The following is a 22,492-nucleotide window of genomic DNA, read 5'->3' as shown; positions in this document are numbered from 1 at the left end:
GGCTTTCAGGAAGCCAGCGCAGAGTGTTGACCACCATGGCCAAGGCAATTAGAGTCTCCTATTGAAAATTATTGACATTTTTTCTCATCTGTCTTAGATTGAATATCAGTGTTCTCCTCTCTGAGGAATCGGCAGGCGGGGTCAGTCGTTGAGACGACCCCTTTTTCTTTAAATTCTAAGCATACCCGCCAAGGGAAGGGATTAAGTGCTAGCACTAAATTATTGCAATTCTTTTGCAATTTCCCCAAACAATAAATGTTGGATACAGTACCAGAGAACCGTATAGGGAGCGTGGAGGTAAGGTTCTTGACGAGCTTCCATCGCATGAATTTCCTCCCGCATCCAGCGCACCACTGCCGCACTGAGATAGGGCGCAATGGGATACTTGAGCGCCTTCATGAGGCTAAGTCCCTGATAGAAATCGACTGCATCCTTGATGGCCGTCGCCCTAGTTACGAAAGTTGCAAGGGTTTCGTGGGGTAAGGAATGCTCAGGAGCAATCCGCTGTAAGGCGGCCACTGCCATCAGTAAGGTATCCGTATCGTAGATCTGCTGCCGAATCAGCGTCTCTAGGGTTTGAATGGCTCTGGTGTGACCGGGGTGCACCACACCAAGTGCCCGGCACAGAGCAACCTGATGAGAGTGTACCGTTGCCCAGTCAAGGAAGCGCAGGAGGCGCGACTCCACCTCCGCTAGATGGGCATTGAGGCGCTGGAGGCAACGGCTAGCGGCAATCACATCTTCAAGGGAGGACGAGTGCCGTAGTATGGTCAGTGCTATCTCGGTTGCTTGCTGCGCCAAGGAATCTCCCGCCAAGCCCATAGCTGTTGCAGCAGCAAGGCGCAGGCAGGTTGTCTCCTGAGTGTTGTTTGCCAGTTGGCAGAGGAGTTTTGCTAAAGTACGCCCTTGGGTACTGTTCCAAGCAGTTTGCACCAGTGGCAGCGGCACTTGAACCAAGAACTGGTGTAGCTGCTCCACTAACCTCTGTCTTAGCTCGATGTCTGGCGTTTTTTGCAATAACGCCTGTTCAAACGTTTGCAATGCCTGCTGAAGATGAGCGTCGTTTGGCTGTTGCTGCATGATCAAGATAGCTGCCTAGGTGCGATGTAGCCCGTGCTCCTTAGTAGCTAGGTGTTGGAGGTAGGGGATAGCCCGCTGAGCCGCCACCTGCTCTAGGGTGGCCTCTGCATCGAGTTGCAAGGCGGCAAAGAAAAACCGTAACTGCGGGGACGTTTCAAACGAGCCAAAGGTACGCAGCACACCACAGGCCCAGTGAACAACATTTTGCAGGGACTGCTGATATTGCAGGGACTGGGCTGTTTGGTAGTTGAATTGACTTCTCCCCTCCTTGAAAGAGAGGGGATTCCCAAAGGATGCTACGCAACGGGCTGAAGCCGCGTTGCTTCGCTTTTCCCTTGAGCTGTCACCCACAACTTAATGCGGGTGGGGGCAGTCAAAGACCCCCTACTCACCTCAAGCATTTCTGCTATTGGGACTACGTTTATGTTTCGGTTCGTGGTTTCGCGCTTTTCAACACTAGCCAATTCGATACGCTCAACATCCTGCCATTGCTTGCAGTGGTTTAGGCTTGCCGCCAAAGCGGTAGTGACTTACTTGCCGGGATTTCTCCGTACTAGGATGTTTCTTCGCGTAGTTGATACGCCTACTTTCCACGTCTCTAGTTTAACACATAGAGAGGGCTAAAGCCCCCTGAGTTGGCTGTATCCCCTCGCTAAAGCGGAGGGGTTTTAGCCCGCCCACATCACTCCTATAACTGGTTTCTACCCATGCAAACTCTTGCTGAGCAAGATCGAGCTGTAAGCGGCACCAAAATAGGAGATCTGGGAGCTGGTGCAGGGGCGATGAGCTATCGGGGGAGATAACAATAGTGGTACGGCTGCCCTGTTGGAGGTGTGCCCACGTCAGGGGGCGAGCTTGGGGATGGCGACAAATGAGGGGCAATGACGCTGTTCCGGGTAAGTGTTCCTCGATGTGCACGAGTTCCCGCAGTTGCGATCGCGCCCGTGCCACCGCCGTATAGAGATCGGCACCCCTTTGAAAATTGCTGAGAAAATACTGTAAAAATCGCTGCGCAACAAGATCGGGAATCACTTCCCGCATCCCAATGACGTGGGGAACCCCCAGTTGCACGAGTTGTTGGGCAATATCAATACTTTCACAGGAGTTAAAAATACCAAGCTGTAATCCCTGCTGGGCAGCATACTGAAGGGTGTCGCGGATCTGTTGAATCTCTAGGCGAGAGTCCACATCAATAGCGCCATTCCCACTATGCCCCGCGTAGAACAGAATGTCCCATGGTTCTTGCCACAGGTGGACGAGGTCTCCTAGGCTGGGAGTCACTAAGGAGTGAAGCTCTACATTTGGCAGCGCCCGAAGGGCTGAGAAATCACCGCTGAGGTTCAGACCATGCTCTTTGCCAAAAATGGCTAGGATGCGAACTCTTGGATACTTGTGATGGGGGTTTTGCAAGGGTCGATAAAAGCGCGGCATGAACACCACTTCAAGCTCCAGATGATTGCGAATGCGAAACCACTCATGCCACGGATACCGCCATAGCTCAAGGGTGGGGGTTTGGACGAACAGGTGCCGGGATTCGCCAAAGGGATTAAACAGATAATTAGCCAAGCCAAAGCACGATGAACTGACATCCCCATGACTTGATAGATCATTGACGCGGGTCTCGTTGAGCCAGCGTTGCAGACGCTCGACAAAGATTTGGTATTTTGCTCTTACGTCTTGCAGCAAGTGGGGTAACGGACTAGAAATATTGGTAATTTGGTTCCCCACTGCACCCAAGCGGGTGGCTTTGGCACACTCCCTATAGGCACCCACCCATTCCTCGTAGGCTGTCTTCACTAACTGGAGGGGCTGGAAGACTACTGGAAACACGCCTTGGGCATCCAGTTGGCCTTCTAAACCCAAGAGTAATCGTCCTTCAAAGCTTTGGTCAGCTAGCGGTGGAGTGTCGAGTTCTAAACAGACGTGCTGCATCATAGCGATCGGGGAGATGCTTGAGAACAGGAGGAGAATTGTTAAACAACAAAACTCTCTGTGATTTTAGTACCGCCATACTCAAGGATGATGCCAAAGGCTTCGCCGATGTCTCCCCAGAATTTGTACTGCACGGCTTGATCTTCGGCACGGCTGGTTAAGCGGGCAAAGCGATCGCCCGTTTCGGTCACAATTTCTAAACTTAACCCCGCAGGAAGAAACGCATCGGCACTGAAGGGGGTGACCCGCACAAATAAGTGTGCTGAGGTGGCATCCCGTGGTAAAACCGCCATGGTCAGGGCAAGGGTGGTGCCATCTAGGGCAATGCCAAGATCAACTTTGCGCACTTTCCACGAGCCAGCGGTCGGGTCGGGGTCAGTGTGATCATGGAGTAATTCTGCGGCTTGCCAGCGGATATCTTCGCTCGGGGGATGCGTGATCAATGATTTCAGTGCAGCCTTGCTTTCAGGATCGTTGAGGTTGGTTTTAATCTGTCGTAACTGTTGTTGGGCGGCGATCGCCTCGCGAGAGTCGGGGTCAATGCTGGGCAATTCAGCCGCGCGCACATGCCCCAATCGACGATCAAGGCTGGGGGGCAATATGTCTGTCAATTCCTGCCAAGTGGCTTGCAGGCAATCGCGGATTAGGTATTCTCGCGCCCGCAACCACAATGTGAGTAAGTCTTTTGCGAGGGAGCTTCGCGTCCTCTCAAGCAACCGAGATACCGTATGTTGACCCGGTAGCCCAAGCTGTCTGGCAATCTCCCCTTGGCTGACTTGCTCGCAATAGTACAGACAAACAATGCGGCGCTTGGTGTGATAATGGCGCAGGGCTTGAATGGCCTGCTGGAGGTACCCCTCAATATCGCGCTCCCCTAGAGGGGGGGATTGGGGCTGAGACTGGGTGTAGGTGCGACTGATCTGTGCCAAGGTCTGGGAATCTGGAGCTACTGAGCCAGTGGTCAACTGCTGCCAGCAGACCACAAGAAAAACAATGAGGCAGCGGTGGCGATCGGGGTAACCACTGAGGGTTAACGCCTGCCTCAGCCGCCTAGTGCTTGCCCTGCGCAACAGCCCCCAATCCGACTGACGCGCACCATAGTAAACCTCATACACCCGGTCATACAGACGCCGGGAAACAAAGCTGAGAAGGTGCCCTTTTGTGGGGTCGAATCCCTGTAGCACCGTGAGGGGGGCTTGCCACAGGAGAGAACACCCTGTTTGGAAATAATCCTCGCGGCTGTAGCCATAGCCATGTCGATGGTCAGCTAATCGCTGCGACACCTGCCACACACACTCCTGTAAGTAGCAGTACAGCACCCTCACCCAATAGCAGGCTTCAGGATGGTGCGGGTCTGTTTGCAACCGATTCAACAGCTGAAGGGCTGTTTGATAGGGAGCGTCTAAGCAGTGTCCCTGTTGTTGCAAGTAGCGTGCCGTCTGCTTATCGCGATACCACTTGGGGCGATCGCCATCTTGCAGGGCAATAAACGTAAACAATTGTTCATTATCGGAACGTAGTAAAGTCATTGGTTGCTCTCTTCCGTTCTCACTCAGGAGTCAACAATTGGCGGAGCTAAACAGTCTGCTATTCAAGCTTTTTAGCTGAGACGCATACCTTATCCCTCTAGTCCTGCTACATGCTTATCCAAGAAATATGCCTCAGCCTATGCAGGTCTCTGCCCCAGAAATGTTCAGAACCTAAGAAATCTGCGTTACTAAACTAGACGACTGACAGAGCGGGAGCACAGCGTTACCATCAGCCTGAGTAGGCTTAGGGCAAGCCTTTAGGGTACTAAAGACCGTATCAGGAACCGCACAGCGGAGCGATCGCTCTTGCTTCTGGCGTTTCGCGAATTGCCAACCCTAAGTGAACCAGTGCTGCCTCCACCGTATTCACCCGCTCTGCCAATGTCTGCCACCCCTTAGCTTTTATGCCATAGCGTTGATAAAAGTACGCCCGGGCAGCTTGAAATGACGGAAACGCTTTTTGCAATTTAGCAGCAGTCCATGGTTGGGAACTGAGCGATCGCCAAGAGTGTTGTCCCCGCTGTTGCCGCTCAGTAATGAGTTCGCTGGTGAGGCTAAGAAGTTCAGCATAATTGCGGCGCGAAGCACCGATAGCCGTTTCAAGATTTTCAATCAGACCCATAACCTTACTCCCGAGGCAATTGAAGAGGGGCAGCAGCTAAGTTGTTAGCGTCAAAAATACGCTTGATATGGTCAATCTGCCGTTGTAGTCGATGCTTGATCCACACTGACCCAGGGATCAGGTTAACAATGCTCTCAAGTTTACCGACATGAAATTGAATCTGTTTGAGCGCAGAGAGAACTTGCTCAAAAAACCACTCTAGCTGCACTCGTTCTTCGGCAAGGGTTTTGACTTTAGCGACTAGTGTTTGGTTATCGTACTCTAGGTTGCTACACAGTTCGAGGGCGGCTTCCTCTGACTCTTGAATTTGCATTTTTAAGCGTTGAATCTCGTCTTGTTGAGCTTGGGCTAGCTCACGATAGAACTCTAATTCTTGCTTGATCCTAAACTCTTGAAACGAACCATTATACGGATTCCCTGCCAAGAGCAGGTCGATTAGCTGTTGGCTATATTGGTGTTCCTTGCGGTTTAGTTCCGTCAAAATCGGTTCTGATAGTTGTTTGAGGAGTTGATGAACAAGTCCTGTCTGTAACTCGTCACCGTCGCCATGGCCAGGAATGCTGATCGTTAGGTTTCCGCGAACTGCTTTTGTGGAGTGCCGACCATTGCCACGGTTGGTAACTTGCCAACCCCACTCCTGTGCTTGATGGATGATATCCTGTTTAGACATCACTCTTGGGTGGGTTCTGAGAATAGCTTGAAAGGTGTCCCGCTGTAGCCTCACAGCCGCTAACTGTGTGAGGAGAGCGTCCTGTTGGTGGTCATCCCTCATATGCTAATGTCCTCAACTAGAGTCCCTTATTCAGGTTTCCTAGGCAGTTTTGGCTCTTATACAGGGCGATCGCCACGTATGAAAAAAATGTTTATCCCCTCCTCTCAGCGTTCCCCGCGTCCCCTCAAGGCTTAGCAGTACTGACGGTACAAGTGCATTTGACTTCTCTCCTCCTTGAAAGAGAGGGGATTCCCAAAGGATGCTACGCAACGGGCTGAAGCCGCGTTGCTTCGCTTTTCCCTTGAGCTGTCACCCACAACTTAATACGGGTGGGGGCAGTCAAAGACCCCCTACCAACTCCGCTCAGACTCAATCCAAGCATCGTCGCTACTTTACGCAGGATGTTGGCAGCGCCATTACAATCCGCGTTGATGTACCAATTCTGAGCAGTCCTGAACAAGCCTCGCTTCGTCCGCTTCCCCGATGACTTCCAGCTATCAGGTTTTTCACCGAATGTCGGCAAAAAGTCACCATCCACAAACGATGCTTGAGAGGTATACGACTCCTCAGTTTCAACAAACTCTATCCCGTACTGCTCCGCTAACTGAGCAATCCGCTCTTTCAGTCTCGCAGTTGGGATCTGCACAAACTTCTGATTGGTCTTCTTGCCTAGGTTGGAACCGTCCTTTTGCTGCTGGTTCCAGCCAAATACAATCCGACCAATCCGGTTACGGGTGCAATGGTCAATCACAATCCTAGCCGCTTTGTTCACTGCATCACGTATCTGCCGATTGCGCTTCTCAGTGAGTTGTGCCAGTCGCTTTGACCAAAAGCCTTGAGGCTTACCTTCTTTCAGCTTGGCAATTTGCTTGTTGTACCAGCGGTTCAATGATTTCAGGTGCAGTCCATCCACAATGAAGCTGGTTCCCACATTGCTGACGCAGGTGAGCCAGTTGTTTAATCCCGAATCGATGCCCAGCACCCGCATCGGGTCTACATCAATCTGAACGGGGTTCAGACGATAGACAAACTCAGTGTAGAAACACCCATTGCGCGGCAGAATCCGCAGTTCCTTGATGTCCTCAAATTTGAGATTGGAGGGCACGGGGACAGTGAACGAATCAATCTGAAACCACACTTTCACTAACTGCCCCAGCGGAACCCGGATCATCCCATCAACCAACTTCAGCGCTTGTTTGGGATAGCTGACTACTGCCAACCCTCCCTTCTTGCGGTAATTTGGCATCCTGGGTTTCTCTGCCAGTTCTCCACCTCGCCACAGTTTCAACAATGCTCGGTAGGACTTAAACGACTCGTAGACCGAAATCAAGGTTTGCTGTGCAGCCTGGGAGTAAAGAGCTTGGAAGTGCTTACTGGTCTTGTATTCGTAACTCAGGCTATGCTTGCCAATCCACTGCCCGGTCTTAAAGTGCAGTTGACGAGCATAGTAGATGCCCTGATTGGTTAGCTTGTTTGCCTCAGAGCAGACAAATTCCATCACCCCCTTAAGTTCGTTATTGGGGTTGAGCAAAACTTGCTGACATCCAAACATGGTGAGTTTATGCAACAATTGTCTACAGCGTAGCACAGATAGACAAACCGGTGAACTATGGACTACCAGAAAAGCCGCAGTGCAACGTATTTGCTGAACTATCACTTTGTCTGGATTCCTCGGCGGCGTAGACCTGTTTTACGGGGAGAAATAGCAAATCGGTGCAGGCAGTTGATATGGGAAGCAGCAGAGGAGATTGATTGTCAAGTTGTGTCGTTGGCAATTGAACCGGATCATGTCCACCTCTTTGTTAACTGCCCTCCAACAATTGCACCCTATCAAATCATTCATCGAATTAAGGGGCGAACTGCACGGTTCCTCAGACAGGAATTCCCTAATCCATTAATGAAACTGCCGTCCATGTGGACATCCAGTTACTTTGTCTCAACGGCTGGCAATGTTAGCAGCGAAACAATTCAGCGCTACATTGAAGCTCAGGGCAAGAGTAATTGACCTTACTAGGGGCTAAAGCCCCCTGAGTTGGCTGTATCCCCTCGCTAAAGCGGAGGGGTTTTAGCCCGCCCACATCACTCCTATAATGTATAGGAGCGAGTCGCCAAATTTATAATCTAGATCTAAACTCTTAAGGAGCAGACTCCTGGGCATCTGCTTGCCGTTTATCGAGGTCACAGGACTGTGGACACAACTGTACTGAATCAATACCGCCAGCATACTGATGAACGTGCCGCCCTTGGAATTCCACCCCTACCCCTAACGGCAGCACAGGTATCAGCGGTCTGTGATCTACTACAACAGCCTCCTCAAGGAGAAGAAGACTATCTTATCCATCTACTGCGCGATCGCGTTCCTCCTGGGGTTGATGAGGCAGCTTACATTAAGGCAGGCTTTCTGACGGCGATCGCCAACAGCGAACTCCACAGTCCCTTAATTTCACCCATTGCTGCCGTTGAACTCCTTGGCACAATGCTGGGGGGCTATAACGTACAGTCGCTAATTGCCCTCTTGGGTCATGAAAACAGTGAATTAGCTGCCGCCGCCGCGCAGGCGCTTAGTCAGACCCTCTTGGTCTATGATGCCTTCCATGATGTTCAAGACCTGATGCAGCAGGGCAATGCCCATGCCCGTCACGTCATGGAATCATGGGCTAATGGCGACTGGTTTACCCGCCGTCCCGAACTGCCAGAGGCCATTACCGTCACCGTCTTCAAGGTACCTGGTGAAACCAATACCGATGATCTATCCCCTGCCCCCCACGCTACCACCCGTCCCGATATTCCCCTGCACGCCACCGTCATGCTCGAAAACCGCTTACCGGGCGCATTGCAGATTATTGCTGACCTCAAACAAAAAGGCTACCCCCTAGCCTACGTTGGGGATGTGGTCGGTACCGGCTCCTCGCGTAAATCTGCCACCAACTCGGTTATCTGGCACATTGGCCGCGATATTCCCTACGTCCCTAACAAGCGCACTGGGGGAGTTTGTTTGGGTGGCAAAATTGCCCCCATCTTCTTTAACACCATGGAAGACTCTGGTGCCTTGCCCATTGAGTGCGATGTCACCGCTATGGCCATGGGAGATGTAATTACGATTTATCCCTACAAGGGCGAAATCACAAATGCAGCGGGTGACGTGATCAGCACCTTTTCCCTGAAGCCCGATACCCTGCGCGATGAAGTCCGGGCGGGGGGACGCATTCCCCTGCTGATTGGCCGCACCCTCACTGATAAAGCGCGAGCAGCCCTCGGACTCGACCCCAGCCCCCTCTTTACCCGTCCTGCTGCCCCCATAGAGAGTACGAAGGGCTACACCTTGGCTCAAAAAATTGTTGGCAAAGCCTGTGGGCTACCCGGTGTCCGCCCTGGCACCTATTGCGAGCCGGTGATAACCACAGTGGGGTCTCAGGATACCACAGGCCCCATGACCCGCGACGAGCTAAAAGAGCTAGCCTGTCTGGGGTTTGGTGCCGATCTCGTCATGCAAAGCTTCTGCCACACCGCTGCTTATCCTAAACCGGTGGACATCAAAACCCACAAAGAACTACCGGACTTTATCCACTCGCGGGGCGGTGTCTCCCTACGTCCGGGAGATGGCATTATCCATTCGTGGCTCAACCGGATGCTCCTGCCGGATACGGTGGGCACCGGAGGTGACTCCCACACGCGCTTTCCCTTGGGGATCTCCTTCCCTGCGGGGTCTGGCTTGGTGGCCTTTGCCGCAGCCTTGGGGGTGATGCCCCTAGATATGCCCGAATCGGTGCTAGTGCGCTTTAAGGGGCAGTTGCAACCGGGGGTAACCTTGCGAGATATTGTCAATGCCATTCCTTACGTAGCAATTCAGCAGGGTAAGCTCACTGTTGCCAAGGAAAACAAAAAAAACGTCTTTTCTGGGCGGATTTTGGAAATGGAGGGCTTGCCAGATTTGCAACTGGAGCAGGCCTTTGAACTCACCGATGCCACCGCGGAGCGATCGGCGGCGGGTTGCACCATTAAACTCAGCGAAGAAACTGTGGCCACCTACTTGCGCTCCAATATTGTGCTTTTGAAAAACATGGTGGCGCGGGGATACAGCGATCCGCGGACAATTTTGCGGCGGGTGAAACGGATGGAAGAGTGGTTAGCTAACCCCACCCTCCTCGCGGCGGATCCAGATGCAGAGTATGCTGATGTGATTGAGGTGGATCTTGATCAAATTCGTGAGCCATTAGTGGCTGCCCCGAACGACCCGGACAATATTAAAACCTTGTCCGAGTGTGCGGGTGACCCTGTTCAGGAAGTCTTTATTGGCTCTTGCATGACCAATATTGGCCACTATCGCGCTGCTGCCAAGGTGCTGGAAGGAGAAGGGGCAGTCAAGGTACGCCTATGGATTGCGCCCCCCACTCGTATGGATGAGCAGCAACTCCGGGAAGAAGGCTACTATGGTATTTTTGCAGCAGCAGGGGCACGGATGGAAATGCCCGGTTGCTCGCTGTGTATGGGGAACCAAGCGCGGGTTGCAGATAATACGACGGTATTTTCTACCTCAACCCGCAATTTCAATAACCGGATGGGCAAGGGGGCAAGGGTCTATTTAGGCTCAGCAGAACTGGCGGCAGTCTGCGCACTGTTGGGGCGCATCCCCACTCGTGAGGAATACTTAGAGATTGTTACCCGTAAAATTGATCCGCTAGCTGCTGATATATACCGCTACCTCTACTTTGATCAAATTCCTGACTACGAAAACCAAGGTCGCTTAATTTCCATAGCTGAAGAGGAGAAACTCATGGCGAGCGTTGGAGGGTAGTCAGGTATCTCTTGCTCAGTTGATAATAAAACAGGCGCAAGAACCGCTATAGTTTGTTTTACTTGTAGCCAAATCATCGCAGTTTGGCCACTTTTTTCTGTCTTTCTCTACCAAATTCAACACTCGTGCTAACAACCTTTCCCGAAAATTGTTGAAGTTTACAAAGCCATAGGCTTTTGAATGGGCACCTTGACCCGCCTTTTCTCTCAAAAAGTGACATGCTCCCCTGCTCTGCTACCGTTTGCCTACACAACAGCAGTCAATCTAAAGGCCCAGAACGGCGATTTAAAGCCTTGCTAGATACCGATCTTGCTAATATCCAATCTCCGATTACAGCGTTGGTGCGACAGATTAAAAGTAAAAAGGACAAGAAAATTCCCATCTACTATCCCCAACTCATAGCCGATATCTGTTTCTGGGATCATCCTGATCAATTTATCCAAGACCAGTGGGCCAAAACCTTCTGGCGGGCAGCACCACCTAGTATAGCTGACGAGGCTGAGTCGTGAGTCAGCTTAGATTTACAGCCCACGCTTTGGAAGAAATGCAGCGCCGGGGCATTGCCCGAGAACAGGTAGAAGCAGTACTTTCGCAGCCGGAGCAGATCTTGCTAGGGCGAAATCGGCGCACTATTTACCAATCTAGAATCCGTTTTGATGGCGAAAAGCAATATCTTCTGCGAGTCTTTGTAGATGAAACTATCTCGCCATCGGTTGTAATCACAGTCTATCGAACTAGCAAAATTCAAAAATACTGGAGGATGTCATGAAAATTATTTACGACCCAGAGGTTGATGTACTGAGAATTTTATTTAGAGATACGCCCATTAGCGAAAGTGATGAAGATGTATCAGGGATTATCTTCGACTTTGATGACGAGGGCAATGTCGTCGGCCTAGAGGTATTAGATGCCTCTCAGCGTGTCGATGATCCTCAATTTGTTAGCTACATGATTGCAAAACCCGCACCTCATTAATCGGAAAAATCAGGAGGAAAAATAATGTATCAACTCTCTTTCGTCATCGAAAAAGATGAACCTTATTGTTGTTTGGACTTGTTAGTTAAATCTTTTATTTCCTAAAGGAGGTTCTCATGAAACTTGAACTGCATTTGATTCAAAGCTTTCCCCCCGCCAACTTAAACCGGGATGAAAATGGGATGCCCAAATCCACAATTTTTGGCGGTCGTCCCCGTGCCCGCATCTCTAGCCAATGCAAAAAGCGGGCAGTGCGACTGCATTATCAGAAATATTCAGAGGTGAGTCCTGGCTAGTTTGCCAATCGTTCTCGCTCGTGGTTACCTAATCTGAAATCCTTACTAACCCAAACCGAAATTCCTGAAGAACAAGCTGCATTGGCCGCCAAGTTAGCTTTGAAATTCTTGGGTGCAGAGGAGGATCCGAAAAAGCCAGGTAAAACCAAAACAATTCTGTTTTTGGGACAGACGGAACTGGCCGCGATCGCCTACATCCTCGTCAACAATTGGGCAGATATTCAACCCGGCTTGGCTGGAGACAAGCCTGAACTGCCCAAGAAAATTACCGCGGCCATCGAAAAAGCCCTAGTAGAAACTGGCACGGCAAGTTAGGGCAGATTGGTTTTGCTCTAGCCTAACTTAGAGAAGCCTCGCCGTTCCACGGCGGGGAGTGTCACAGTCTTTTACAGTCGCCCAAAGCGGCGGTGGCGTTGCTGAAAGTTCCGGAGTGCCTCATGGAAGGCGGCTCGGTCAAAATCGGGCCAGAGGGTGTTGGTCACGTAAATTTCCGCGTAGGCCACCTGCCACAGCAAAAAGTTGCTCACCCGCATTTCGCCACTGGTGCGAATCAGCAAATCGGGATCCGGTAACCCCCCAGTGTACAAATGCCGCTCAAAGAGCACCTCATCAATGTCCGCTGGATCTAGTACCCCTGCTTTAACCTTTGCTGCAAGGGAGCGACAGGCTTGGATAATTTCCCGCCGGCCGCCATAGTTCGTGGCTACCACAAACTTGATCTTTTGATTATGAGCCGTCGCCGACATCGCCCGCTCAATTTCCGCTTGCAGCGAGGGGGGTAAACAGGTTAAATCTCCCACAAAGTGGATTTGTACCCCTTCTTCGACCATTTCTGGGAGTTCCCGCCGCAGCACCCGCTCAAAGAGAGTCATTAAAAAATCGACTTCCGGTAGAGGGCGACCCCAGTTTTCCGTTGAAAAGGCGTAGGCGGTTAAGGCCTCGATTCCCCAGTCTTTGCAGCAGCGCAGCAAGTCCTTGAGGGTATCTACCCCCCGCTGATGCCCCATAATCCGGGGTAAGTGCCGTTGCCGTGCCCAGCGACCATTCCCGTCCATAATGACAGCGACATGGCGAGGAAGGCGATCGGGATCAAGATCATCCGGTAGTGTGATCAGGGAATGGGGCTGTAGAGTCATGGGCACATCCAATAGGCTCAAATTAGCGGAGAGGCCAAACCATTTTCCAGAATTTTAAGCTGCGGTGACGCTGACTTGGCTTGGAAGTTCCCGCCGTTTCCTCCTGCACGTACTGACGCAGCAACTCCCCTAGTTTACTGCTTGTGAGGGGACGCTGAAGGTCTCCCTTAAAGGCAAGGGAAATTGAGCCTGTCTCCTCAGAGACGACAACGCAAACGCAGTGACTAATACGCTCGGTAATGCCCAAGGCGGCACGGTGACGGGTACCCAACTGCCATGGCCCCGTGCGCTCTGACAAGGGCAAAATGAGCTTGGCCGCCACCACTTCACTGCCGCGTACCCAAATAGCGCCATCGTGTAGGGGCGAGTTCACCTGAAAAATTGAGGTAATGAGTTCGGGAGAGAGGCGAGCCTGCAAGGGAATGCCAGCATGGGTAAAGTCTTGGGGGCTGAGCTGGGTGTGGGTTTCTAGGAGAATTAACGCGCCTGTGCGATCCTGAGAGAGTTCTTTCACCGCAGCAACCACTAGATCCACAGCATCATTGGTCAGGGTTGACTCCACCCTTGGTTGGCCAAAAAACTGCCCCCGCCCTAACTGCTCTAGGAAAATACGGATTTCCGATTGGAGAATCACTGCTAGCGCCACCGCTGACCCCACGACCAGATTATTCAGGACAAAGGTGAGAAAGTTAAGTTCAAGCGCCCGACTCAGGGATGCAGCAAAAATGAGGAAGATAAAGCCACGTACCATCCACAGCGTCCGCCGCTCTGCAATGACCCGTAAAATGGTGTAGGTTAAGGCCAACACCAACACCACATCCACAAGCATTTTTAAGCGGGTTTGTGTTTCTGAGGAAACCAGTGGCCACGGTAGGGTTCCAAGGAGGCCAAGGGTGAGGACAATCATCCAAGTACTCTCGTCCTCCTAGGTGGTGAGTGTCAGGCGTAGGGGTAAAACATCGTGAGCCGTAAGATCTGCGTAGGTTTCCCGTTGCAAAATTAGATTCGCCTCGCCTTCACACACCAGTACTGCTGCTGGCCGCGTTAGGCGGTTGTAGTTAGAGGCCATGCTGTAGTTATAGGCACCGGTGCTGGCAATAACAAGGATATCGTTGGGTTGCAGGGGGGGTAAGGTGGCGGCTGGCAGCAAAATGTCGCCGGATTCGCAGTGCTTGCCAGCAATGCAGACAGTGTCAGTGGCAGCGGCAGTCATGCGATTGGCGCACAGGGCGGTGTACTGCGCTTGGTAGGTAATGGGGCGGGGGTTGTCAGACATGCCCCCATCGACAGCAATGTAGGTACGTAGCCCAGGAATGGTTTTGCGACTGCCGACTGTGTAGGCGGTAACGGCGGCTGGCCCAACAATGGAGCGCCCCGGTTCACAAATGAGTTTTGGCAAGGCAAGGTTGCGATCGCGACAGGCATGGCTGAGGTGATGGCTAATGGCTTTGCTCCACGGGGCGATCGCCGGTGGATTATCGGTTTCAATATAGCGAATACCTAGACCGCCCCCTACGTTCAGTTCCCGCATGGGCAGCATAGCCTCCCGCGCTGCTTGGAGCCACTCCACCAGAACGATGCACAAATCAAGGTGGGGTTGCTGCTCAAAGATCTGCGACCCGATGTGGGCATGGAGCCCGACCCAGTCAAGTTCAGGATGGGCGCGGGCAAACCGGAGCAACTCAGGAAATTGCTGGGGATCGAAACCAAATTTACTGTCAAGATGTCCTGTGCGGATATACTCGTGGGTGTGGCACTCAATCCCCGGCGTCAGTCGCAGCATCACCCGGGGCGGCATTCCCAGATCGTGCTCTTCGGCATAGGCAGCCAATCGTTCTAACTCCAACCAATTGTCCGCCACAATGGTACAGTTCACTTCAAGGGCGTAGAGCAATTCTTGAGGGGATTTGTTGTTACCGTGGAAGTAAATCTTGGAGGCAGGCACACCCGCCGCCAAGGCGGTGTAAAGTTCACCCCCAGAGGCCACATCAATGCCTAACCCTTCGCTATGGGCAAGGGCGCAGGTTGCTAAGGAGTTCCACGCTTTGGAGGCATATAGTACTAGGGTGTCACCTCCATAGCTGTGCTGGAAGGTATCGACGTACTGGCGACAAGCGGTGCGAAAGGTTATCTCGTCAAGGATGTAGAGGGGGGAGCCAAACTGGGCAACAAGTTCAACAACATCACAGCCACCAATGACAAGATGTCCTCGAGAATTAGTTTCGGCGGTAAGTGGCAAAATTTGCTGATTTGGTGAAAGGGGGGCAAAGGCTGGAGTCATGGCTGAATGTTGACAGAAATCTAACGGTTAGGAGCGAGCTACTCCTCTCAATTTTAGGCGGGATTTGGGCGATCGCTCACCCTAGAAAATTGTCGCTTCAAAATCTCTCGCGGCTGCCATCCTACTTTGACTGGGAGGGTGCCAGGTTCAAGAAGAAGGGTGGTGTGCCACCCTCGCCATTGATGACAAGCACCTCTGGCACTTGGGCACCGCCCTCTCGCCACGCTTCAATGGCTTCTTTTTGCAGCACCAGTTGCCCCCCTGCTGCCTTCAAGGTTTCAGCTAATAGGCGCTGGGCTTCTGCTTTGCCTTGGGCGCGGTTAATTTCGGCTTGGGCTTGCTGGGCGGCTTCTTGGGCGACATAGACGGCCCGCTGCGCCCGCTGCTCAGCAATTTGTTTGTCTTCTACAGCCTTAGAAAATTCGTTAGAAAAGTCCAGATTCACCACACTGGTGTCAAGGACAATGATGTTGTATTTGGCAAGGCGATCGCTAAGGGCCGTATCAAAGTCATCCTTCAGTTCATCGCGTTTTGTAATAGCTTCTTCAGCAGTGCGGCGAGCAGCAGCAATTTTGAATGCTTCTTGAGTTTGTGGGGCAATGATTTTGGTAACAATATTCTCAAGAGTCCCTTGGGTGCGGCGAACCTCCACAACGGCTAAAGGATCGAGACGAAAATTAATGGCAAAACTGGCGGTAATATCCTGTAGGTCTTTTGTGGCACTTTTGGCAGGAACTTCAAATTTTTGCACCGTAACATCGTAAATATCCACGGCGGCAATGAAGGGGGGTTTCCAGTGCAACCCTTCCAACAGCGGCCCATCTTGAGCCTTCCCGAGAATACTTAAGACCCCTGCTTGACCGGGGTTAATGACCACCACTGAATTGAGCAGAAAAACGAAGATCACCCCCGCCACAATTAGGACAGCAGACATCAGGCGAGAGTTGAGCAGTTGATTCATATAGCTTTCAGGGCAATTGGGAAAACCGGATCGCAACGCTCTATCGATCCCATATCTGCACTCAGAGTCTAGTCATGGCGATCCTGCAAGGCTCGTCGGCAGGTGATGTGCCAATTCTAGCAGATGGCAGCCTATGCCTACGGCAGGCTCAGCCTAGACCGTCCACAATGGCTGGCAAGCTGGCTAAACGGATACTGCCGATCTAACGGGCAATAATCTTGCTAGAGTACAGGTAGTCTGTCATTCGCTGAACGTCCTATGCGGTTGCCCATTACTGCTGCCCAAGCGGCTTACTACGGTGATGCCTACTACCGAACACCGCCGCCTGATTTGCCGTCGTTACTGTTGAAGGAGCGCATTGTTTATCTGGGGATGCCCTTAGTACCAGCGGTAACGGAACTGATTATTGCTGAGCTACTGTACTTGCAGTACGACGACCCCGAAAAGCCCATTCGCATCTACATCAATTCCACGGGAACCTCCCGCTACGATGGTGAACCGATTGGGTTTGAAACTGAAGCCTTTGCTATTTGTGATACGTTACGCTACATTAAGCCGCCGGTGCATACGATTTGCATTGGTCAAGCGATGGGGATGGCAGCCATGCTCCTCTCGGCAGGAACAAAGGGGTGTCGCGCTAGCTTGCCCCACGCCACCATCGTGCTTCACCAGATGAAAAGCTATGCCCAAGGCCAAGCCTCAGACATTCAAATTCGTGCCCGAGAGGTTCTAGCCAATAAGGAAACAATGATTCAGATCTTGGCGCAAAATACGGGGCAGCCCCCAGAACGCATTAGCCGCGACATGGATCGGCTGCTATACATGACCCCTTATGCAGCGAAGGAGTACGGTATTATTGACCGGATTTTGGAGCCGGAAGCCGCACCAAAGCTGCCAGCAACACTCAGCTAATTGCCTAGGATACACCCCAGAAATTGCATACTAGCCATCAACCCGCTAGCCTATGGGTGTGCACGAAGAGGTTCTAATGGCTCGCAGCAGCCGTCGCAAAGCACAGCAGTTTTGGCAAGACTTTTGGGCGTTTGCCCTCAAAGGCAACGTGATTGATCTGGCAATCGCGGTGATGATTGGTGGAGCCTTTGGCCGGGTTATTTCGTCTCTTGTTCAAGATGTGCTCATGCCCTTGCTCAACCCGATTATTCCGGGTGGTAATTGGCGGGAAATAACCGTTGGAAGCGGGATTAAAATTGGTAGTTTTTTGGGCAACGTGCTTGATTTTGTGATCATTGCTCTGAGTCTGTTTGTTATTTTGCGATGTCTCCTGCCCGTCTTACCCAAAAGACCCCCATCCTCGGAACAACGACAGTGTCCGTACTGTCTAGAGCAGGTTCCCCTTGCAGCAACGCGCTGTCGTGCCTGTACCGCTGAGTTACCGCCCCTTTGAGGAGATTTACATGTTGGTTTGGCGATCGCCCCGTTGGCTCCAGTGGTGCTGTTGGCTCCTCTTGGGGCTGTGTTTAGCCCTGCTGCCTAGTTGCGTTTCACCACCAGCCACGAATGGTACCCAGATTGAGTTCTGGACCATGCAACTCCAGCCGAAATTCACCGATTACTTCAACACCCTGATTGCTAAGTTTGAAGCCCAACACTCTGGGGTTAAGGTACGCTGGGTGGATGTGCCATGGACGGCAATGCAAAGCAAAATTTTAACCGCCGTTTCTGCTCGTACAGCACCAGATGTGGTTAACCTCAACCCTGACTTTGCCTCGCAATTGGCAGCACGGAATGCATGGCTGAACCTCAATGACTACGTGCCCGCAGCGGTACGGCAGAGCTACTTACCCAAAATTTGGGAGGCCACCACCCTCGATGGCCAGAGTTTTGCCGTGCCTTGGTACTTAACCTCACGGATCACTATCTACAACCAAGACCTCCTCAAGGCGGCGGGCGTGGAAACACCACCCCAAACCTACGCAGAACTGGCCACCGTTGCCAAAGCAGTTAAAGAAAAAACGGGGAAATACGCCTTCTTTATCACTATGGTGCCGGAAGACTCTGCCGAACTCATGGAATCGATGGTACAGATGGGGGTGACCTTAGTGGATGACGAAGGACGGGCAGCATTTAATAGTCCTGAGGGGCGCGCCGCGTTTCAGTACTGGGTGGATTTGTACCGTCAGGGATTGCTGCCGCCGCAAGTGCTGACCGAAGGCCACCGCCAAGGAATTGAACTGTACCAGTCAGGGCAAACAGCGCTGCTGATGACCAGCCCAGAGTTCTTAAATACTATTGCCACTAATGCCCCGACGATTGCCGCCGTTTCTGCCCCTGCGCCCCAACTGACGGGGGAGACGGGTAAAAAAAATGTTGCGGTCATGAACCTGCTGGTGCCTCGGCAAACGCAGCATCCTGATCTTGCCGTTGAATTTGCGCTGTTTGTTACAAATAATGAGAATCAACTGGCGTTTGCCAAAGCTGCTAATGTGTTGCCCTCCACCCAAGCGGCCTTAGACGATCCCTACTTTCAGTCGGTGGGGGCAACAGCCACGCCCGTGGAGCGTGCCCGGGCGGTGAGTGCGGCGCAAATGTCGCAGGCACAAGTCCTGATTCCACCAGTGCGCGATATTAAGCAACTGCAACGGCTGCTCTACGAAAACCTGCAAGCTGTTCTGCTGGAGCGCAAAACAATTGATCAGGCTCTCAATGATGCGGCCACCGCGTGGAATAGCCGCTTGTCCTAAGATTCATAGGTTGGTCAACCGTAGCCCCTCTTCGCTGCATACTGCTGTGAGGGGATGATCCCACGCCTCTACTGGAAATGACACCTGATCGGTGGCGGCAAACACAATCCCCCAGCGGGGAATGGCCTGCCACAGGGGATCCACAAAGAGGCGGTCAAAGAAACCGGCACCGTACCCCAAGCGATACCCCCGGCGATCGCAGGCAATGGCAGGCACTAAGCACAACTCCACCGTTGAGGGATCAATGGGCGGCCATGTTGCTGCTGGTTCTAGAATGCCGTAGCGTCCGACTTGTAGCGCCGCATCAGGGCTGGTAAGCTCGTGCCACACCAAGGTGTTACCAACCACCCGTGGCAGTCCCCACCGCTTCGGAATACTCCAGAGGGAGCGCACATCGGGTTCCCGGCGATGGGGTACATAGGTCAAGATAGTGGTTGCTGCTTGAAACTGGGGCTGAGCCAAGAGGTGCTGACAGAGACGATGACTACGCTCCTGCCACTCACTGTCACTCATCTGCTCGCGCCAGTGCAGGAACTGTTTTCGCAGGATTGCTTTTTGCACGGTGCCCTCCTCGTCCAATGGCTATCTAGGGGTTGGCCATATCCCCCTTTGTTAAATCCCAAGCGGGCGATCGCTGACGGCACACCTCGTAAAGGGCAATTCCCACAGCAACGGCAGCATTGAGGCTGTTGGTGCGTCCAGCAAGGGGAATGGCTACAAGATGGTCACAGTGCTTTTGGGTTTGCAAGCTAACCCCTTGGCCTTCGCTACCCACCACAAACACCGTGGGGCGATCAAACGTGACCTTTGAAAGTGGGATAGAACCTCGTTCTGAGAGGCCATAGAGCCAATATCCGGCGGCCTTCAATGCTTCCAAGGCTTGATTTAAGTTCACCACCCGCGCCACTGGCAAATGATCCAGGGCGCCTGCTGCCGCTTTGGCCACTGTTGCAGTAATACCGACGGCGCGGCGCTGGGGAAGAATCATTCCCTGCATCCCCAGGGCTTCCGCCGTGCGAATCATGGCACCGAGATTTTGCGGATCTGTAATGCCATCTGCTGCGAGCAAAACAGGATGAGGCGCTGTACGTGCCTTCGCTAATAGGTCGTCCAACTGCCAATAGCTGTAGGCGGCCACCTGAATCGCAATGCCTTGATGACGACCCCGCTGGCAGAGTTGATCCAGCCGCTCAGGGGTGACGGTATCAATTACAGCCCCCTGCTGCTTCGCATCGTTCAGCCGTTGGTGAAAGCGCGGGTCGTAGCGCAGGGCAGGAATGACCCAAATGCGGTTGCAGGGACGACCACTTTCAAGCGCCGAAAGCACAGTATGCCGACCGTAGAGTAACTCGGGGGCATCGTTTGCTGGCTCTGGGGCTTCACGGCGGGTGGGGCGGCTCGGCGCGACCCGCTTTCCTTGGCTAGGCCGGTGTTGACGCTGGGGTCGGGGTTTACCACTACTTTTGTGCGGACGCTCGTCACGGCGGTTCAGTTTACGCAGTCGAGGTTTTTCAGTCATTAAGGGAGTCTCAGATATTTAGGAGAAATCAACCGTTAGGGTATTGGCTGGAACGTTAATAATAGGCGATCGCCCCCATAGAAATGCAACTGATCACCCGCAAGGTGATAGCGGGTTGTTTGCCCCAATGCCTCGTAGAACGCCATCTCGATGGTTTGAATCGGTGCCTCTAGGCAGGCGCGTTTAGTACTGGCGATCGCGCCAAACGTGAGGCCGTGATCCGTCAGGCGATAGCCGCCATTGAAATAATTGCAGCCACTAAAGCCCCTCACCCGCTGCTGTGCCGCATCAAACTCAAGAAATACACTATCTAGGGTCACCTCTTGGTTGGTGCCAATCCGCCGTAATTGCCAGCGTTTGTTTTGATTATAGTAATTTTTGAAATCTAGTATAGAATTTTTATTTTTAATGATAAATACCCCACGACTTCCCGAACCTTCATTTGGCTTGGCAATGACTGGAAAATCAATTTGATCAAAATTAGCTATAATTTGATCTATATCTTGAAATATCCTAGTTTGGGGATGAGGTATATTTAATCTTTTAAGAAGTTGACTAAAGATCAGTTTATTGGTTACGGATTCAGTTGCAAAATGATTAAATGAATTGATTTGAAAATAATCATGTATAAGTCCTATTGTTGTCAGTCTTTTTCCAATAGGAGATGGAATAACAAATTTTGGTTTGTACTTTTCAAGTGTATTAATAATTTTATCTACATCTGATATGCAGATAGGATAAAATACATCACAAATGCTAGAGCCTTTACTATTGATGCTTTTATCAAAACCAATAACAAAGCAACCTAATTTCTTTGCTAGATTGATAAAGTATGATTGCTCATCACCAGTTCCAATAGCAACTGCAACTTTTTGTTTCATTTATCTGTCCTTTAGCAGAACTCTACAAATTTTAGAAACCCCATCCACAATATATGAGTTGATACAATTGAGTGACATTCTCGATAACTGATCAGGGTTATTCTTTAGCTCTATTATGGCGTCTCTCATTTGATTCGTATCTACAGATAAATAACTACCTAAGTAATAAATTTTTTCTGATTTGCTTAAATGAATACAATTTCTTTCTTGATCAAGACCAAGACTTACAACGATAGAAGGCAAGCCTGTAGCTATCCTTTCTTTAGCAGTCGTTCCTCCAGCTCCAATACCTAAGTCTGCTAGGTTCATAAGATCACAAATATTTTCATGAAATGTGTATAAATTATAATTTTTGTCATCTGCTATGTTTTTTATCTGATCAAAAAACGAATTATATTTTGAAACTATAATATCTACTTCTAAATTAATTAAATCTTTATCTAGAAGGCTGTTAATTGTTAATAGTGTTAATCCGTAAGGATCGCTACTTCCAAAATAAATAAATACTTTTGACAAACGATTGTTAAAAGGCCTTATTTTTTTATTTGATCCTAGAAATTCATTTCTAATGATCGAATACTCTGAGCCTAGTAAGCATAAGCAAAAAGGTAATACTAATTGTGTATAAGCGCCTCTATTGTAGTCATTTTGATCTAGCAACACATCACAGTCGTGGGGACGATTTGCTAAATCATCAATGGCAAAAATACGTTTAACATATGGACGCAGCTTTAGTTCCCACTCCCGATCAATGCCGTAATGATCCACAATGAGCCAGTCGGGGATTGCGGGACACTGCTCAATGATTTGGCAGGTGTCAATCGCATCAGCGATCGCCCCCACGCCTAAATCATCTGGTGCGGTGGGTTCAGCGGCTTGGGGTAGTTCATAAACCCTAAAGCCCTGCTGCCTAACTAAATCGATACTGTTATGGGGGTGGTTACGGCAAATAAATTCACAGGTTGCACCTCTGCGCCTTAGGGCATCTGCCAAGGTGAGACAGCGCATGAGGTGACCGATGCCAATCATGGTGGCAGAATCCACGCGAAAGAGGATTAGCATACAGCTCAA

General features: G+C 51.3%; 26 protein-coding genes. 11 read left to right on the top strand and 15 right to left on the bottom strand.

Annotated features, from left to right (window positions below; translation table 11 throughout):
* Positions 1–219: 219 nt before the first annotated feature.
* From BRW62_RS01655 to BRW62_RS01625, 7 genes are all read right to left on the bottom strand, one after another.
* Positions 220–1,080, bottom strand: coding sequence for a hypothetical protein (locus BRW62_RS01655; protein ID WP_099797901.1), 861 nt, complete (start codon positions 1,078–1,080; stop codon positions 220–222).
* A 15-nt stretch (positions 1,081–1,095) separates the two neighbouring features.
* Positions 1,096–1,260: a hypothetical protein gene (locus tag BRW62_RS13000; RefSeq protein ID WP_157768307.1), complete on the bottom strand. Its 165-nt coding sequence runs from the start codon at positions 1,258–1,260 to the stop codon at positions 1,096–1,098.
* A gap of 423 nt (positions 1,261–1,683) precedes the next feature.
* Positions 1,684–3,015: a CHAT domain-containing protein gene (locus BRW62_RS01645; RefSeq protein WP_099797898.1), complete on the bottom strand. Its 1,332-nt coding sequence runs from the start codon at positions 3,013–3,015 to the stop codon at positions 1,684–1,686.
* A 38-nt stretch (positions 3,016–3,053) separates the two neighbouring features.
* A complete protein-coding gene (locus BRW62_RS01640) occupies positions 3,054–4,541 on the bottom strand; it encodes a DUF1822 family protein (RefSeq protein WP_099797896.1) in 1,488 nt (495 codons plus the stop codon).
* Positions 4,542–4,818: 277 nt separating this feature from the next.
* Complete coding sequence (locus BRW62_RS01635) at positions 4,819–5,163, bottom strand: hypothetical protein (RefSeq protein WP_099797894.1); 345 nt, start codon at positions 5,161–5,163, stop codon at positions 4,819–4,821.
* 4 nt (positions 5,164–5,167) lie between these two features.
* On the bottom strand, positions 5,168–5,833 hold the full coding sequence (locus BRW62_RS01630) for a type II toxin-antitoxin system HicA family toxin (RefSeq protein WP_099797892.1): 666 nt from the start codon (positions 5,831–5,833) through the stop codon (positions 5,168–5,170).
* Positions 5,834–6,137: 304 nt separating this feature from the next.
* Positions 6,138–7,427, bottom strand: coding sequence for an RNA-guided endonuclease InsQ/TnpB family protein (locus BRW62_RS01625; RefSeq protein ID WP_099797890.1), 1,290 nt, complete (start codon positions 7,425–7,427; stop codon positions 6,138–6,140).
* Between the two features lie 57 nt (positions 7,428–7,484).
* Between BRW62_RS01625 and tnpA the strand changes: the two genes are divergently transcribed.
* From tnpA to BRW62_RS01590, 7 genes are all read left to right on the top strand, one after another.
* A complete protein-coding gene (gene tnpA, locus BRW62_RS01620) occupies positions 7,485–7,880 on the top strand; it encodes an IS200/IS605 family transposase (protein WP_099797888.1) in 396 nt (131 codons plus the stop codon).
* Between the two features lie 183 nt (positions 7,881–8,063).
* Positions 8,064–10,670 (top strand): bifunctional aconitate hydratase 2/2-methylisocitrate dehydratase, encoded by a 2,607-nt coding sequence (acnB, locus tag BRW62_RS01615; RefSeq protein ID WP_099797887.1) that lies wholly within the window; start codon positions 8,064–8,066, stop codon positions 10,668–10,670.
* A 218-nt stretch (positions 10,671–10,888) separates the two neighbouring features.
* Positions 10,889–11,179, top strand: coding sequence for a type I-E CRISPR-associated protein Cse2/CasB (gene casB, locus BRW62_RS14970; protein ID WP_099797886.1), 291 nt, complete (start codon positions 10,889–10,891; stop codon positions 11,177–11,179).
* On the top strand, positions 11,176–11,439 hold the full coding sequence (locus tag BRW62_RS14965) for a DUF4258 domain-containing protein (protein ID WP_227517500.1): 264 nt from the start codon (positions 11,176–11,178) through the stop codon (positions 11,437–11,439). Before casB ends, BRW62_RS14965 begins: the two co-directional genes overlap by 4 nt.
* A complete protein-coding gene (locus tag BRW62_RS01600; RefSeq protein ID WP_099797882.1) occupies positions 11,436–11,645 on the top strand; it encodes a DUF2283 domain-containing protein in 210 nt (69 codons plus the stop codon). Before BRW62_RS14965 ends, BRW62_RS01600 begins: the two co-directional genes overlap by 4 nt.
* A gap of 116 nt (positions 11,646–11,761) precedes the next feature.
* Entirely contained in the window at positions 11,762–11,941 is a 180-nt protein-coding gene (locus BRW62_RS01595; protein WP_099797880.1) for a type I-E CRISPR-associated protein Cas7/Cse4/CasC, read from the top strand.
* Positions 11,942–12,022: 81 nt separating this feature from the next.
* Complete coding sequence (locus tag BRW62_RS01590) at positions 12,023–12,256, top strand: hypothetical protein (RefSeq protein WP_099797878.1); 234 nt, start codon at positions 12,023–12,025, stop codon at positions 12,254–12,256.
* Between the two features lie 71 nt (positions 12,257–12,327).
* Here the strand turns inward: BRW62_RS01590 and uppS are convergent, their stop codons facing one another.
* From uppS to BRW62_RS01570, 4 genes are all read right to left on the bottom strand, one after another.
* Entirely contained in the window at positions 12,328–13,077 is a 750-nt protein-coding gene (uppS, locus tag BRW62_RS01585) for a polyprenyl diphosphate synthase (RefSeq protein ID WP_198406093.1), read from the bottom strand.
* 22 nt (positions 13,078–13,099) lie between these two features.
* Positions 13,100–13,984, bottom strand: a complete 885-nt coding sequence (gene cdaA / locus BRW62_RS01580) for a diadenylate cyclase CdaA (protein ID WP_099797876.1) — start codon at positions 13,982–13,984, stop codon at positions 13,100–13,102.
* A gap of 18 nt (positions 13,985–14,002) precedes the next feature.
* Positions 14,003–15,358, bottom strand: coding sequence for a diaminopimelate decarboxylase (gene lysA, locus BRW62_RS01575; protein ID WP_099797874.1), 1,356 nt, complete (start codon positions 15,356–15,358; stop codon positions 14,003–14,005).
* A 121-nt stretch (positions 15,359–15,479) separates the two neighbouring features.
* Positions 15,480–16,292, bottom strand: a complete 813-nt coding sequence (locus BRW62_RS01570; protein WP_227517499.1) for a prohibitin family protein — start codon at positions 16,290–16,292, stop codon at positions 15,480–15,482.
* A gap of 101 nt (positions 16,293–16,393) precedes the next feature.
* On the opposite strand from BRW62_RS01570, the gene BRW62_RS14700 reads away from it, so the two are divergent.
* From BRW62_RS14700 to BRW62_RS01555, 4 genes are read left to right on the top strand one after another with little or no spacing between them, the layout of a single operon-like run.
* Positions 16,394–16,525 (top strand): hypothetical protein, encoded by a 132-nt coding sequence (locus BRW62_RS14700; protein WP_257790492.1) that lies wholly within the window; start codon positions 16,394–16,396, stop codon positions 16,523–16,525.
* A gap of 52 nt (positions 16,526–16,577) precedes the next feature.
* Positions 16,578–17,231: an ATP-dependent Clp protease proteolytic subunit gene (locus BRW62_RS01565; RefSeq protein ID WP_099797869.1), complete on the top strand. Its 654-nt coding sequence runs from the start codon at positions 16,578–16,580 to the stop codon at positions 17,229–17,231.
* Between the two features lie 52 nt (positions 17,232–17,283).
* On the top strand, positions 17,284–17,724 hold the full coding sequence (gene mscL, locus BRW62_RS01560) for a large conductance mechanosensitive channel protein MscL (protein WP_198406092.1): 441 nt from the start codon (positions 17,284–17,286) through the stop codon (positions 17,722–17,724).
* Between the two features lie 10 nt (positions 17,725–17,734).
* Positions 17,735–19,021: an ABC transporter substrate-binding protein gene (locus BRW62_RS01555; protein ID WP_099797866.1), complete on the top strand. Its 1,287-nt coding sequence runs from the start codon at positions 17,735–17,737 to the stop codon at positions 19,019–19,021.
* A 3-nt stretch (positions 19,022–19,024) separates the two neighbouring features.
* On the opposite strand, the gene BRW62_RS01550 is transcribed toward BRW62_RS01555, so the two are convergent.
* The 4 genes from BRW62_RS01550 to pseG are packed head-to-tail and all read right to left on the bottom strand — an operon-like array spanning position 19,025 to position 22,483.
* On the bottom strand, positions 19,025–19,582 hold the full coding sequence (locus tag BRW62_RS01550; protein WP_198406091.1) for a 5-formyltetrahydrofolate cyclo-ligase: 558 nt from the start codon (positions 19,580–19,582) through the stop codon (positions 19,025–19,027).
* A 25-nt stretch (positions 19,583–19,607) separates the two neighbouring features.
* Positions 19,608–20,540 (bottom strand): 23S rRNA (guanosine(2251)-2'-O)-methyltransferase RlmB, encoded by a 933-nt coding sequence (gene rlmB / locus BRW62_RS01545; RefSeq protein WP_099797863.1) that lies wholly within the window; start codon positions 20,538–20,540, stop codon positions 19,608–19,610.
* Positions 20,541–20,575: 35 nt separating this feature from the next.
* Complete coding sequence (locus tag BRW62_RS01540; RefSeq protein ID WP_099797862.1) at positions 20,576–21,421, bottom strand: META domain-containing protein; 846 nt, start codon at positions 21,419–21,421, stop codon at positions 20,576–20,578.
* The gene (pseG, locus tag BRW62_RS01535) at positions 21,422–22,483 is read right to left on the bottom strand and encodes a UDP-2,4-diacetamido-2,4,6-trideoxy-beta-L-altropyranose hydrolase (RefSeq protein ID WP_099797860.1); all 1,062 of its coding nucleotides are present in this window, start codon (positions 22,481–22,483) and stop codon (positions 21,422–21,424) included.
* Positions 22,484–22,492: the final 9 nt, after the last annotated feature.

The organism is Thermostichus lividus PCC 6715 (assembly GCF_002754935.1).
Taxonomy (GTDB): domain Bacteria; phylum Cyanobacteriota; class Cyanobacteriia; order Thermosynechococcales; family Thermosynechococcaceae; genus Thermosynechococcus; species Thermosynechococcus lividus.
This window is presented reverse-complemented; position numbering and strand designations above follow the sequence as displayed.